Source organism: Rhizobium sp. 268 (assembly GCF_036571585.1).
Lineage (GTDB): Bacteria > Pseudomonadota > Alphaproteobacteria > Rhizobiales > Rhizobiaceae > Rhizobium > Rhizobium redzepovicii.
The window spans coordinates 243573-256724 of record NZ_JAPPSO010000005.1 but is presented as its reverse complement, the minus strand read 5'-3'; the positions used below and the strand labels follow the sequence as shown (position 1 = coordinate 256724).

The 13152-nt window shown below is 64.0% G+C and carries 13 protein-coding genes; 5 read left to right on the top strand and 8 right to left on the bottom strand.

Annotation, left to right across the window (positions count from 1 at the left end):
- Positions 1–14: 14 nt before the first annotated feature.
- The gene (locus OS035_RS12115; protein WP_310807842.1) at positions 15–752 is read right to left on the bottom strand and encodes a phosphatase PAP2 family protein; all 738 of its coding nucleotides are present in this window, start codon (positions 750–752) and stop codon (positions 15–17) included.
- A 158-nt stretch (positions 753–910) separates the two neighbouring features.
- Between OS035_RS12115 and OS035_RS12110 the strand changes: the two genes are divergently transcribed.
- A complete protein-coding gene (locus OS035_RS12110) occupies positions 911–1453 on the top strand; it encodes a hypothetical protein (RefSeq protein WP_183777938.1) in 543 nt (180 codons plus the stop codon).
- Positions 1454–1465: 12 nt separating this feature from the next.
- On the opposite strand, the gene OS035_RS12105 is transcribed toward OS035_RS12110, so the two are convergent.
- The 5 genes from OS035_RS12105 to OS035_RS12085 all read right to left on the bottom strand — a co-directional run bounded on the left by OS035_RS12105 (position 1466) and on the right by OS035_RS12085 (position 6146).
- A complete protein-coding gene (locus OS035_RS12105) occupies positions 1466–2959 on the bottom strand; it encodes an HAL/PAL/TAL family ammonia-lyase (RefSeq protein ID WP_331813738.1) in 1494 nt (497 codons plus the stop codon).
- Entirely contained in the window at positions 2956–3732 is a 777-nt protein-coding gene (locus tag OS035_RS12100; RefSeq protein ID WP_003595156.1) for an ABC transporter ATP-binding protein, read from the bottom strand. The genes OS035_RS12105 and OS035_RS12100 overlap by 4 nt, the downstream gene beginning before the upstream one ends.
- Before the next feature lie 25 nt (positions 3733–3757).
- Positions 3758–4462, bottom strand: coding sequence for an ABC transporter permease (locus tag OS035_RS12095; protein ID WP_097625545.1), 705 nt, complete (start codon positions 4460–4462; stop codon positions 3758–3760).
- Between the two features lie 10 nt (positions 4463–4472).
- Entirely contained in the window at positions 4473–5198 is a 726-nt protein-coding gene (locus tag OS035_RS12090; RefSeq protein ID WP_183777936.1) for an ABC transporter permease, read from the bottom strand.
- Between the two features lie 105 nt (positions 5199–5303).
- Positions 5304–6146: a transporter substrate-binding domain-containing protein gene (locus tag OS035_RS12085; RefSeq protein ID WP_183854654.1), complete on the bottom strand. Its 843-nt coding sequence runs from the start codon at positions 6144–6146 to the stop codon at positions 5304–5306.
- 194 nt (positions 6147–6340) lie between these two features.
- Here OS035_RS12085 and hutC (OS035_RS12080) point away from each other — a divergent pair, with 194 nt between their 5' ends.
- Positions 6341–7096, top strand: a complete 756-nt coding sequence (gene hutC / locus OS035_RS12080) for a histidine utilization repressor (protein ID WP_183777934.1) — start codon at positions 6341–6343, stop codon at positions 7094–7096.
- A 38-nt stretch (positions 7097–7134) separates the two neighbouring features.
- Here the strand turns inward: hutC (OS035_RS12080) and hutC (OS035_RS12075) are convergent, their stop codons facing one another.
- A complete protein-coding gene (gene hutC, locus OS035_RS12075) occupies positions 7135–7857 on the bottom strand; it encodes a histidine utilization repressor (RefSeq protein ID WP_183777933.1) in 723 nt (240 codons plus the stop codon).
- A gap of 60 nt (positions 7858–7917) precedes the next feature.
- Positions 7918–9264 (bottom strand): formimidoylglutamate deiminase, encoded by a 1347-nt coding sequence (locus tag OS035_RS12070; protein ID WP_331813737.1) that lies wholly within the window; start codon positions 9262–9264, stop codon positions 7918–7920.
- Positions 9265–9385: 121 nt separating this feature from the next.
- Here OS035_RS12070 and hutI point away from each other — a divergent pair, with 121 nt between their 5' ends.
- The 3 genes from hutI to hutG all read left to right on the top strand — a co-directional run bounded on the left by hutI (position 9386) and on the right by hutG (position 13143).
- Entirely contained in the window at positions 9386–10648 is a 1263-nt protein-coding gene (hutI, locus tag OS035_RS12065; RefSeq protein WP_331813736.1) for an imidazolonepropionase, read from the top strand.
- On the top strand, positions 10645–12180 hold the full coding sequence (gene hutH, locus OS035_RS12060) for a histidine ammonia-lyase (RefSeq protein WP_331813735.1): 1536 nt from the start codon (positions 10645–10647) through the stop codon (positions 12178–12180). Before hutI ends, hutH begins: the two co-directional genes overlap by 4 nt.
- A gap of 156 nt (positions 12181–12336) precedes the next feature.
- Positions 12337–13143, top strand: coding sequence for an N-formylglutamate deformylase (gene hutG, locus OS035_RS12055; protein WP_331813734.1), 807 nt, complete (start codon positions 12337–12339; stop codon positions 13141–13143).
- The last annotated feature ends 9 nt before the right edge of the window (positions 13144–13152 follow it).

Genomic DNA, 13152 nt, shown 5'->3' with positions numbered 1-13152 from the left:
TCTAAGCCTATGTTCTAGTCACCGTCGCCATTGCCGTTTTCGAGGCTATCGCCCGGGGCTCGGCTCGGAACGAAGCGTTTCGAGATCAGCCAGCAGCCGAGCGCCCAGAGGGCCCCGGCGCACCATCCGGCGAAGACATCAGTCGGGTAATGGACGCCGAGATAAATCCGGCTCAGGCCGATGATGACGGCCAGGAAGACGCCGGCGGCCATGACGAAGATCCGCGTCGAACGGTAACGCTGCGTGCGGGCCAGCAGTGCCCCGAGCGTCAGATAGGTCACGGCCGAGACCATGGCGTGGCCGGAGGGAAAGCTGAGATCGCTGACCTCGACGAGATGCGGGACGATGTCTGGACGCGGCCTGGCGACGAGAATCTTCAGCAGTGTGCTTGCCAACCAGCCTGATAGTACCGAGGAAAAGACGAAGATCGCGATCGGCCAGCGCCGGTCAAGCAAGAGATAGACTGTGACGAGAGCGGTCATTAGCGAGAGAACGGTGATGCCACCGAGACTGGTGATGTCGCCGACGGCATGCGTCAGCCAGCCGGGGCCGATCGGCACGCCAAGCTCACCCGGCCGTCGCAACGCCAGCAGGATCGTTTCGTCGAAACGGAGCGTCTCGCCTTCGAGAACCTCGCTCGTCAGCCGCTGCAGCACGAACAGCCCGCCCGCGACGGATGCCAGCATGATGAGCGTCAGCGGCTCATATGCGGTGAGCCTCGCCAAAAATCCGCGTCGTTCAACCTCGCTCATGCCCGCCGCCACGCTCCTTCACTTCATGTCGATCTACGCCAGATCGGCAAGGTGAGCCGCAAATTCAAGCCCTTGCGGCATTCGAAGCCAGCCGGTAGCAAAAGCTCAACCTTCTTTTGTTATGGCTGGAGCGGATTGTCCTGGAGATGATTTCGGCGATGAAAATTCTGACAGCGATGGTTCTGATGGCGGCTGTCCTGCAGCCGGTCGCCGCCTTGGGCGAGACCGAATGGATGGGTGGCGCAAGACAATGGTCGGTCGGCTTCTCAAGCGAGCGCCCTGCCTATTGCCGGCTGCTGTGGAACAGCGAGCTCGGCAAGACCATGGAATTCCGCCAGACCGTCACAGAAACCTTCTGGCTGGTCACCAAGGACAGCTGGGATATTCCGGCCGGCACCACGACCGAGGTGACGCTGACCGATCGTTCGATGACGAAAGTCGTCGCCGCCGAATTCTTCGACAAGACCACGCTTCGCCTCTGGCCGCCAGCCAGCAAAGGAAGCGGCGGCCTGAAGAAGATTATCAAGAACGCTTTTGCCGGAACCCCTGACGTACAGCTGACCTTTGCCGGCGACGAAGGTGACTGGACGCTGCCGTTGTCGCGGGTGGATCAGCTCTACCCGACGTATCGTGAGTGCCTCAAGCGGCTCGAGGCCGGCGAAAAGCCCAAGCAGGATTCCGCCACCAGCAAGCCGTTCTGACAATTTTCTGGTTCAAACGATCGCCGGCGGCGCGGTCTCGCGGATCAGGCTGCGCGCGGCCTCGATATCGCCGTTCAGCGGCCGTTCGTCGCCATAATGGGAGATGCGCTGCCGCACCGCCTGATAGACGAGATCCGTACCTGGCGCCCGCGGCGCGGTCGCGGCCAGGAAATCATGCGCCTGGGCAGCCGCCATCAGCTCGATCGCCAGAATATATTCGGCATTGTCGATCACTGCGAGCAGCTTGCCGGCGGCGGCTGTCGGATGCGCAAGGAAATCCTCCTGCAGGCCGGAGGTCAGGCCGCCGTCCATCGCCGCGGGTGCGGCGAGGCGGCGGTTCTCGTTGCTGAGGGCGGCGGCGGTATATTGGGCGATCATGAAGCCGGAATGGCTGCCGGCATCGCTCGCAAGAAACGGCGGCAGGCCGCTCACCAGCGGATTGACCAGCCGGTCCATGCGCCGTTCGCTGATCGCACCGATCTGCGCGAGCGCAATGGCGAGGCTATCGGCCGCCTGCCCGAGCGCCGGGGCGACGGCATGCGCCTCGGAGGAGACGATCGGGTTCTCCGGCGTGCCCGACACAGCCGGGTTGTCGGTGACGGAAGCGAGTTCCTGATCGGCGATGCGGGCGGAATTGTCGAAGACATCGCGGGCGGCGCCATGCGCATGCGGCACCGAGCGAAGGCTGAGGGCATCCTGGGTGCGCCGGCCGAAGGCGGCGGCGACGAGGCCGCTGCCCTGGAGGCGGGCGCGCAAGCTGGCTCCGACCTTGTCGATCCCGGCAGATGGGCGCAGCGCCAGCACCGCCTCGTCGAAGGCGGCGATCTGGCAGCCTGCCGCCTCAAGCGTCAGGGCCGCGATGGCATCGGCCCAGTCGAGCAGCGGTTCGGCGCGCGAAAGCGCGATAGCTGACAGCCCGGTTGCGCAGGCCGTGCCGTTGACGAGGCTCAGGCCCTCCTTGGCGCCGAGCACCAACGGCTGCAGGCCGATCGCCGCCAGCGCCTCGCGGCCGCTCATGCGCCGCCCGGCCATGGTGGCACTGCCTTCGCCGATCAGGACGAGCGCGGTGTGAGCGTTGTGGGTGAGATAACCGGCCGAGCCCTTCGACGGCACGTCGGGAATGCAGTGATGCTCCAGCATGGCCGTGAGATACTGGACGATCTCGCGCCGCACACCGGAATGGCCATGGGAAAAATTGGCGATCTGGGCGGCGATGATGGCGCGCACTTCGCGAGCCGCCAGCAGCGGTCCCACGCCGCAGGCGTGACTGAGCACGATGCTGCGTGACAACAGGCTCTGCGAGGCCCGGTCGACCACGGTATCGGCGAGCGCTCCGACGCCGGTGTTGACGCCATAGGCGCGCACGCCGGTCTCGACGATGCGCGCAACGATGCGGCTTGCCTGCTCGACCCGCGCCCAGGCGGCCGGCGACAGCGCCAGCGCTTCCCCTGCCCCGACGCGCGCGACACCGCGCCAGGTCAGCACAGTCTCGATGGTGATCGTCATTGACCGCTTCCGAAATGGCCGATGAACTGGCGGAAGGCGGGTGTGGCGCCGCCGGTGAACATGTCGTCGGGCTTGCCGCTGCTTTCGACCAGCCCTTCGCGCATGAAGACGACGCGGTTGGAGACGTTGCGGGCAAAGCTCATCTCATGGGTGACGACGAGCATGGTCATGCCTTCTTCGGCAAGCGCGCGCATGACGCGCAGCACCTCGCCGACGAGTTCCGGATCGAGCGCCGAGGTCGGCTCGTCGAAGAGCATCACCTTCGGCTTCATCGCCAAAGCGCGGGCGATTGCGGCGCGCTGCTGCTGGCCGCCGGAGAGATGGGCGGGATAGGCATGGCGTTTATCGGCGATCCCGACCTTTTCGAGCAGCGCTTCGGCCTCGGCAATACAGTCGGCGCGCGGCCGCTTCAGCACATGGATCGGGCCCTCGATGACGTTCTGCAGGATCGTCATATGGGACCAGAGATTGAAGGACTGGAACACCATGCCGAGCTCGGAGCGGATATGGTCCACCTGCTTCTGGCTCGCCGGCTTGCTACGCCCGTTCTTGTGCACCATCTCGATGTGCTCGCCATCGACCCAGATCTCGCCGTCGCTTGCGGTTTCGAGCATGTTGATGCAGCGCAGAAAGGTGGATTTGCCGGAGCCGGAGGCGCCGAGCAGCGAAATTACATCGCCGTCCTCAGCATCGAGGGAAATGCCGCGCAGGACCTCGTGTGTGCCGAAGCTCTTGCGGATATTGCGGACCGAAAGTCGGGTAACGCCTGGCATGATTGCTCCAATCTTCAAAAACCGCTTACGCCTTCAGCGGCTGCGGCGCAGCGCGGCGGTGTCGGGACAGCGAATATTCGAGCAGGGCCATGCCCTGCAGGATGATGAAGTTCAGCACGAGATAGATGATCGCGGCGCAGAGGAAGACTTCCATCGTGCGGTAGGTCTGCGAGATCAGCCGTTGGGCGACACCGGTGACCTCCCAGACAGTGACGAGGCTGGCGAGCGCCGTCGATTTCATCATCAGCACGATCTCGGTGGAATAGGCCGGCAGCGCATGGCGAAAGGCGATCGGCGCCAGGATGCGGCGCACCAGCAGGAAGCCGGACATGCCGATCGAGCGCGCCGCCTCGATCTCCTTCGGCGAAACGGCGCGAATGCCGCCGCGAAAAATCTCAGCCGTGTAGCCGGCGGTGCAGAGCGCCAGCGACAGCACGGCGCAGACCATCGGCTCGCGCAGGAACGGCCAGAGGAAGGAATAGCGGATGACGCCAAACTGGCCGAGGCCATAGAACACCAGGAACATCTGGATCAACAGCGGCGAGCCGCGGAAGACGAAGATGTAGCCCTTGGCGAAACCGGACAGGTAGCGGTTGCCGCTGACCCGCATCGAGACGATGACGAGCGCCAGCAGGCCGCCGAAGAAGATCGACAGCGAAAACAGGATCAGCGTCGTCGGCACGGCCTTGAGCAGGGTAACCATGGTTGACGCGAGAAAGGTGAAATCCATCATCGCCTCCTTACGCCTGGCCCATGGCGGATGCCGGCATGCTGCGGTTGGCGCGGCGTTCCGCACCGTTGAAGATGCGGTCGGAAAGGCTGGTCAGGATCAGATAGAGGCAGCCGCCGGCGATGAAGAACAGGAAATATTGCCGGGTCGAACCCGCCGCCACCTGGCTGGTGCGCATCAGTTCTGCAAGGCCGGTGACCGAGATCAGCGCCGAATCCTTGAGGCTGAGCTGCCAGACATTGCCGAGGCCGGGAATGGCCAGCCGCAGCACCTGCGGCATGATGATGCGGCGAAAGCGCATGGCGCGATGCATGCCGATCGCCGAGGCCGCCTCGAGCTCACCCTTGGAGATGGCGAGGAAGGCGCCGCGGAACACCTCCGCCTGATAGGAGCCGGAAATGATGCCGACGGCCAGCGCGCCGGCGGCAAAGGAAGGCAGGCCGAGAAAACCCTCGAAACCCATCGCCTTGCCGATCGCGGTGACCGCCGAGGAGCCGCCGAAATAGATGAGATAGATGATCAGCAGTTCCGGCACGCCGCGAAACACCGTCGTATAGACATTGCCGAGCGCCACAAGAAAGGGATTGCCGGAGAGCTTCGCCCCCGCGACGATCGCGCCGAGCACCGCGCCGATCGCCAACGCCGTCGCGGTGACGGCGAGCGTCATCAAGGTGGCGAGAATGAGCAGCGCGCCCCATCCCGTCGAGCCGAAGCCAAGCAGTTCCAAGCTTGCCATATCGTCCGTTCCCCGTCCGTGGCAGTATTTTCTGGATCGAGAATAACACGCGGTCTCCGGCGACAAAGCCGGAGACCGGCGCCTGCGGCCAAAAGGCCGAAGCGCTTACTGCTGCGGGCTGACGTCGACCTGGAACCACTTCATCGAGAGGTTCTTGACGGTGCCGTCGGCGAGCGCGGACTTGATCGCCTCGCTGAACTTGTCGCGCAGATCGGTATCGGCCTTGCGGACGCCGAGGCCTTCGCCCTCGCCCCAGATCGAGCCGACGATCTCCGGACCGGTAAAGTCGAGCGCGCCGTTGGCGGTCTTGAAGGCATTGGCGAAATAGACGGCGTCGTCGAAGCCGAGGTCGATGCGGCCGTTCTGCAGGTCGAGGTCGCGGTCGGCGCCGGTCTTGTACTCGCGGATCTCGGCAATATCGCCGAAATTGTCATAGACGAACTTGGCGTAGACGGTGGCCGCCTGGATGCCGATCGTCTTGCCCTTGAAGGCTTCCTTCAGCGCGTCGATCTCCTTCACGCCGGTCTGGCCGGGCGTCATCTTGATCGTGGCGCCGGTGCCGGCGGCTTTCGCCAGCGGGCTGTCCTTGGCGGTGGCGAAGGCGGCGGGCGTGGCTGCATAGGGAATAGTGAAATCGATCACCTGCTTGCGCTCTTCGGTGATCGACAGCGCGTCCATGATGACGTCGAACTTGCCGGCGTTCAGCGCCGGGATCATGCCGTCCCAATCGGAAGCAACAAGCGTGCATTCGATCTTGGCGCGTTCGCAGAGCACCTTGGCGAGCTCCGGTTCGAAGCCGCCGAGCGTGCCGTCGGCATTGGTGAGGTTCCACGGCGCATAGGCGCCTTCGAGCGTGATCGTCGCCTTCGTCCAGTCCTTGGCGAAAGCGGGTGCTGCGAAGGCGGAAAGAGCGGCGACGCCGCAAAACAGGATTGTGCTGAATTTCATTGATGAATTCTCCTCTGGAGTTGAAACAGACCTTGCGGCACCACGCCGATCTTCGCCGGCTTGCCCTTTCCGTCCTATTTCTGTGTCCAGGACTGATTGGGAGGTTGTATATGGTACCATATGAGATATTTTGTGATATGCAAGAGGAAAGTCGATTTAGGTGGCGAATTCCATTCGTGCAAAAGGAATAGGCAATGAAGCGTTCCGGCGAGATGAAGCGCGAACTGGCGGAAAATGATAGCACGCCGCTTTACGCCGGCGTCAAGCAGGTGATCCTCGACCGCATCCACAGCGGCGAATGGCCGCCGAAATACCGCGTGCCGTCGGAAAACGAGTTGGTCGTCGAGCTCGGCGTCAGCAAGATGACCGCCAACCGGGCGCTGCGCGAACTTGCCAATGAAGGCGAACTCGTCCGCATCCAGGGCGTCGGCTCCTTCGTCGCCGAACGCAAGGGCTATTCGGCGCTGTTCGAGGTGCGCAACATCGCCGAGGAAATCGCCGAACGCGGCCATGTCCATGAGGCCTCCGTCGTCGTTCTCGCCCAGGAAACGGCCTCTCCGGAGATCGCCGACGCGCTCGAACTTGCGATCGGCGCGGCAGTCTTCCACTCACTGATCGTGCACAGCGAAAACGGCGTTCCGGTGCAGATCGAGGACCGTTTCGTCCATCCGGAGGCCGCCCCCGAATATCTCGACCAGGATTTCACCACCTTGACGCCGAACGCCTATCTGACGGCGGCCGCCCCGCTCAGCGGCTCCGAGCACGTCGTCGAGGCAGCGATGCCGCAGGCCTGGGAATGCAAGCTCCTGACCATCCTGAAGACCGAACCCTGCCTGACGATCCGCCGGCGCACATGGTCGGCAAAACAGGTGGTCTCCACAGCCCGCCTCGTCTATCCCGGCTATCGCTACCGGCTCGAGGCGCGCAGCGGCAAGATGTTCGAAGACTAAAACACCCGCGACATTGTATATGGAACCTCCGGCTACTGCTATTGCGACGCCGGCGTGAAACGCGCCACCAGGGCGTGGCGATCGCCGGGATAAGTGAAGCGCACATGGGTCACCGGCCCGGCGCCACTCCAGGTGCGGCGCTCGACCACCAGGCAGGCGGTGTTGCGGGCGATGTCGAGGGCCGCCGCCACCTCGGCGCTGGCGGAGACGGCGTGGATCCGGTGTTCGGCGGTGCTCCACGGCACCTGGTTGAGCAGCCACGGCCCCGGCGCCACCGTCAGGAAATCGGCATCGGCGGCCTCAGGTACGGTCGCAAGGCTGATCAGCCGCTCCTCCAGGCAGAAGGGCCGCGTGCCGGCATTGTGGATGCAGACCACCTCGACGACCGAGGACGCCACAGGCAGCTCCAGCCGGCGGCTGTCCTCAGCCTTGGCCTTGCGGCTCGCCGTCTTCGACACCGCGTAGGAATAGGGCAGGTTCAGCGACTGCACCTCGGCCTTGATGTCGTGGATTTCGAGAACGGCCGATTGCGCCTGCGGCTGGGTGACGAAGCTGCCGGATTTCTTGCGGCGCTCGATGAGGCCGGCCTTGGCGAGCTGGGTCAGCACCTTGTTCACCGTCATGCGCGAGACGTCATATTGGGTAGCGAGATCGACCTCGAAGGGAATACGGTGTCCCGGCGGCCATTCGCCCGAGACGATACGGCCCTCGATCTCGCCGAGGATGCGCTGGTGCAAGGTGGGATCCCTGCTTTGGTTCATCGCCACGTTCCCATTGATCTCCCGCTCTAGATCGAATGCCTGCTTATGAAAAGCGCTTTTTCAGCCAGCCAGCAATTCGCCCATCGCGGCAAGGAACCGCCGGTCGATAGCCTCGCGCCCGACATGACGCCCACCCACCACCTGCTTGCGGCCGCGCGCCCAGACGCAATCGATGGAAATGCCGCCGGCAAACAGCCAGTGATCGAGGATCTGATCGCCGGAGAGATAGGGAACGGCTGACATATCGAGCGAAACGAGATCGGCGTGATGGCCTTCGGCGATACCGGCCGGGGCTTTCAGCGCCGCACCGCCGCCGGCAAGCGCCTGGTTGAACAGGCAAAGCGCCGTCGAACCGCCGGGTGCTGCGACGACATTGCGGGCGCGCAGCGCCAGGCGCTGCGAATATTCGAGCTGGCGCAATTCTTCCGGCAAGGAGATCAGCACGTTGGAATCCGAGCCGATGCCGTAACGGCCGCCCTCTTGAAGGAAAAGGGGCGCGGCAAAGGCGCCGTCGCCGAGATTGGCCTCGGTGATCGGGCAGAGGCCGGCGATCGCGCCGCTATTCGCCATACGCCGCGTCTCGTCCTCGGTCATGTGAGTCGCATGGATCAGGCACCAGCGCTCATCCACTGGCATATGATCGAGCAGCCATTGCACCGGCCGCGCGCCCGACCAGGCGACGCAGTCCTCGACCTCCTTCACCTGCTCGGCGACATGAATATGGATCGGGCCATCGCCCGCCATCGGCACGAGCTTCGCCAATTGCTCCGGTGTTGCGGCGCGCAGGCTGTGCGGCGCAAGTCCGAGTTCGGCGCCGTCGAGCCGGCCAGTCACTGCCCGACATCCCTCCATCAGCCTTTCGAAGCTTTCGAGCGAATTGATGAAACGCCGCTGGCCGTCGATCGGCTGAGCGCCGCCGAAACCGGAATGGGCGTAGAAGACCGGCAGGAGGGTCAGACCGATCCCGGTCTCTTCGCTTGCCGCACCGATACGTTCGGCAAGCTCGGCGATATTGGCATAGGTGCCGCCATCCCTGTCGTGATGGAGATAATGGAATTCGCCGACGCGGGAAAAGCCAGCCTCAAGCATCTCCGCATAAAGCTTGGCGGCAACCGCCTCGACATGTTCAGGCGTCATCGCCAAAGCGAACTTGTACATGACCGTGCGCCAGCTCCAGAAGCTGTCGTTTGCCGGGCCGCGCACTTCGGCAAGACCGGCCATCGCCCGCTGGAAGGCGTGGCTGTGCAGGTTGCCGATGGCCGGAACGATCAGAGCATGGCGCTCATCACCGGGCGCGGAGGCAACGCCCACCTCGAGCCGGGCGATGCGCCCGGCCTCGAGCGTCAGCCGCAGGTCCTTCTGCCAGCCTTGCGGCGTCAGAGCAGTCCTCGCGTGAAGTACGGTCATGGCCTTTTCTCCCTTCTGCCGCGCCGCCGATCTTTCTTTTCCAGAAGAGCGCGCAAAATTTCTCTTGTCACCTGCTTATTATGTATATACATGTTTCAGCATAAGGAAAGGCGCAAAGCTGATGACCGGGAACAATTTTTCTGAAGGAACCGCATCCGCCGAGGTCAGGCCGGCGCTGTGGCGCAATGCGCGCCTGGCGACGCTCGCGCCTGACAAAGCCGGGCTCGGCATCGTCGAAAAGGGCGCCGTTCTGATCGAAAACGGCCGCATCGCCTTCTCAGGCGCCGAAAGCGAGCTGCCGGCATCGGCTATCGAACGCTCCGACATCGTCGATCTCGAAGGCCGCTGGGTGACACCAGGCCTCGTCGACTGCCACACCCATATCGTTCACGGCGGCAATCGCGCTCGAGAATTCGAGATGCGCCTTGAAGGCGCGACCTACGAAGAGATCGCGCGGGCCGGTGGCGGCATCGTCTCCTCGGTTCAGGCGACCAATGCGCTGTCGGTCGAGGAACTCGTCGCCGAAGCACTGCCGCGGCTCGATACGCTGCTTGCCGAAGGCGTGACCACTGTCGAGATCAAATCCGGCTATGGCCTCAACCGGACCGGCGAAGTGAAGATGCTGCAGAGCGCCCGCCTGCTCAGCCATATCAGGCCGGTGCGCGTTGCCACCACCTATCTCGGTGCGCATGCGACGCCGGTGGAATACAAGGGCCGCAACGGCGACTATCTCGACGATGTCGTGCTGCCTGGCCTCGACGACATGTACAACCTCGGCCTTGCCGATGCCGTCGACGGCTTCTGCGAAGGCATCGCTTTTTCGACAGTCGAGATCGCCCGCGTCTTCGACAAGGCCAAAACGCTCGGCCTGCCGGTCAAGCTGCATGCCGAGCAGCTCTCCAATCTCGGCGGCGCCAAGCTGGCTGCCGCCTATGGCGCGCTGTCCTGTGATCATCTGGAATATCTCGACGAGGAGGGCGTTGCCGCAATGGCCGCGGCCGGCACCGTCGCCGTGCTCCTGCCCGGCGCCTTCTATGCCATCCATGAAAAACAGAAGCCGCCGGTGGAAGCGTTGCGCCGGGCGGGCGTGCCGCTCGCGATCGCCACCGACTGCAATCCCGGCACCTCGCCGCTCACCTCGATGCTGCTGACCATGAACATGTCGGCAACGCTGTTCGGCCTCACCGTCGAGGAATGCATCGCCGGCGCCACCCGCGAAGGCGCCCGTGCGCTCGGCCTTATCGGCGAGACCGGCACGCTCGAAGCCGGCAAATCCGCCGATCTCGCCGTCTGGAATATCGAGAGCCTTGCCGAGCTCGTCTACCGCATCGGCTTCAATCCGCTTCACGCACGCGTCTTCAAGGGCGAAAGGAACGGTCGATGACCATCACGCTCCACCCGGGCTCCGTCTCGCTCAAGGATCTCGAGACCATCTATTGGACCGGTGCGCCGGCCAGGCTCGATCCCGCCTTCGATGCCGGCATCGCCAAGGCCGCCGCCCGCATCGCCGAGATCGCCGCCGGCAATGCGCCGGTTTACGGCATCAATACCGGCTTCGGCAAACTCGCCTCGATCAAGATCGACAGCGCCGACGTCGCCACGCTGCAGCGCAATCTCATCCTGTCGCATTGCTGCGGCGTCGGCGCGCCGCTTCCGGAAAATATCGTCCGGCTGATCATGGCGCTGAAGCTTGTTTCGCTCGGGCGCGGCGCCTCCGGCGTCCGGCTGCAGCTGGTGCGGCTGATCGAAGGCATGCTGGATACGGGCGTTATTCCGCTGATCCCGGAAAAGGGCTCGGTCGGCGCCTCCGGCGATCTTGCCCCGCTCGCCCATATGGCGGCGGTGATGATGGGCGAGGCCGAAGCCTTCTTCGCCGGCGAACGACTTTCCGGTGCAGTGGCCCTGGAAAAGGCCGGACTGAAACCTATCGTGCTCGCCGCCAAGGAAGGCCTGGCGCTGATCAACGGCACACAGACCTCGACGGCGCTGGCGCTCGCTGGCCTCTTCCGCGCCCATCGCGCCGCGCAGTCGGCGCTCATCACCGGCGCCATGTCGACCGACGCAGCCATGGGGTCCTCGGCGCCCTTCCACGCCGATATCCACACGTTGCGCGGCCACAAGGGCCAGATCGATACCGCAGCCGCGCTTCGCGGCCTGCTCGAAAACTCCGTCATCCGCCAGAGCCATATCGAGGGCGACGAGCGCGTACAGGATCCCTATTGCATCCGGTGCCAGCCGCAGGTGGACGGCGCCTGCCTCGACCTCTTGCGTTCGGTCGCCCGCACCCTTGAAATCGAGGCCAATGCCGTCACCGACAATCCGCTGGTGCTGTCGGACAACTCGGTTGTCTCCGGTGGCAACTTCCACGCCGAACCCGTCGCCTTCGCCGCCGATCAGATAGCCCTTGCCGTCTGCGAGATCGGCGCGATCTCGCAGCGACGCATCGCGCTGCTGGTCGATCCGGTACTTTCCTACGGCCTGCCGGCCTTCCTCGCCAAAAAGCCAGGCCTGAACTCCGGCCTGATGATTGCCGAGGTCACCTCGGCGGCGCTGATGTCGGAGAACAAGCAAATGTCGCACCCGGCCTCGGTCGATTCGACCCCGACCTCGGCCAATCAGGAAGACCATGTCTCGATGGCTTGCCACGGTGCCCGGCGCCTGCTCGGCATGACCGAGAACCTGTTCGGCATCATCGGCATCGAGGCGCTGACCGCTGCGCAAGGGGTCGAGCTGCGCGCGCCGCTTGCCACCAGCCCGGAGCTTTTGAAGGCGATCGCCGCAATCCGCAGCCAGGTGCCGAGCCTCGACAGCGACCGCTATATGGCGAACGACCTCGCCGCGGCGGCCGAGCTGGTGGCGACGGGCGCACTGAATGCTTCGGTTTCGAATGGCATTCTGCCGGTTTTGGAGGGTTGAAATGATTGTGAAGAAGAAAGTCCCCTCCCCAACCCCTCCCCACAATGGGGAGGGGCTTAACCTGCGGCCCCGGCTGCATTCAATCTTGAACGCAGACCATGCGGCTGGCTCTAGCTTCTCCCCCTTGTGGGGAGGGGTTGGGGAGGGGTTTTTGCCATGACCAATCCCGTCTTCGAAATCCATCGGGGCACCTCCCCCGTCATCCTCGCTTTCCCCCATACCGGCACCGAGGTCCCGCCCGAGATCTACGACCGCCTCAACGACAACGGCCGGATTCTCGCCGATACCGACTGGCACATCCACGAGCTCTATGACGGGCTGCTCAATGATGTCACGACCGTGCGCGCCACCTTCCACCGCTATGTGATCGACGCCAACCGCGATCCAGAGGGCGTCAGCCTCTATCCCGGCCAGAACACCACCGGCCTCGTTCCCGAGACGGATTTCGACGGCAAGGCGATCTGGAAGGATGGGCAGGCGCCCGACGAGGCCGATATCGCCGCCCGGCTGCGGGATTTTCATGCGCCCTACCACGCCGCTCTTGCCGCCGAGATCGAGCGCGTCAGAGCAATGCATGGCGTGGCGATCCTCTATGATTGCCACTCGATCCGCTCGCACATTCCCTTCCTCTTCGAAGGCAAGCTGCCGGATTTCAACATCGGCACCGATATGGGCAAGACCTGCGACGGCGCCATCGAGCAGGCGACGCTCACCGTCGTCGAAGCCGCGGAAGGCTACGACAGCGTGCTCAACGGCCGCTTCAAGGGCGGCTGGACGACGCGCCATTATGGCAGGCCGGAGACCGGCGTGCATGCGATCCAGATGGAGCTTGCGCAATCGACCCATCTGCAGGCCGAAGCACCACCCTTTGCCTACGATACCGCGAAAGCGGACAGGCTTCGCGTCCATCTCAAAGACATTCTGGTGCGCATCGAACAGATCGCGCCAGGCCTGAAACGATAACGATCACTC

What these genes read in the sequence shown, in the direction of transcription:
- OS035_RS12115 (WP_310807842.1), bottom strand. Translation starts at nt 752, where the DNA reads ATGAGCGAGGTTGAACGACGCGGATTTTTGGCGAGGCTCACCGCATAT.
- OS035_RS12110 (WP_183777938.1), top strand. Translation starts at nt 911, where the DNA reads ATGAAAATTCTGACAGCGATGGTTCTGATGGCGGCTGTCCTGCAGCCG.
- OS035_RS12105 (WP_331813738.1), bottom strand. Translation starts at nt 2,959, where the DNA reads ATGACGATCACCATCGAGACTGTGCTGACCTGGCGCGGTGTCGCGCGC.
- OS035_RS12100 (WP_003595156.1), bottom strand. Translation starts at nt 3,732, where the DNA reads ATGCCAGGCGTTACCCGACTTTCGGTCCGCAATATCCGCAAGAGCTTC.
- OS035_RS12095 (WP_097625545.1), bottom strand. Translation starts at nt 4,462, where the DNA reads ATGGATTTCACCTTTCTCGCGTCAACCATGGTTACCCTGCTCAAGGCC.
- OS035_RS12090 (WP_183777936.1), bottom strand. Translation starts at nt 5,198, where the DNA reads ATGGCAAGCTTGGAACTGCTTGGCTTCGGCTCGACGGGATGGGGCGCG.
- OS035_RS12085 (WP_183854654.1), bottom strand. Translation starts at nt 6,146, where the DNA reads ATGAAATTCAGCACAATCCTGTTTTGCGGCGTCGCCGCTCTTTCCGCC.
- hutC (WP_183777934.1), top strand. Translation starts at nt 6,341, where the DNA reads ATGAAGCGTTCCGGCGAGATGAAGCGCGAACTGGCGGAAAATGATAGC.
- hutC (WP_183777933.1), bottom strand. Translation starts at nt 7,857, where the DNA reads ATGAACCAAAGCAGGGATCCCACCTTGCACCAGCGCATCCTCGGCGAG.
- OS035_RS12070 (WP_331813737.1), bottom strand. Translation starts at nt 9,264, where the DNA reads ATGACCGTACTTCACGCGAGGACTGCTCTGACGCCGCAAGGCTGGCAG.
- hutI (WP_331813736.1), top strand. Translation starts at nt 9,386, where the DNA reads ATGACCGGGAACAATTTTTCTGAAGGAACCGCATCCGCCGAGGTCAGG.
- hutH (WP_331813735.1), top strand. Translation starts at nt 10,645, where the DNA reads ATGACCATCACGCTCCACCCGGGCTCCGTCTCGCTCAAGGATCTCGAG.
- hutG (WP_331813734.1), top strand. Translation starts at nt 12,337, where the DNA reads ATGACCAATCCCGTCTTCGAAATCCATCGGGGCACCTCCCCCGTCATC.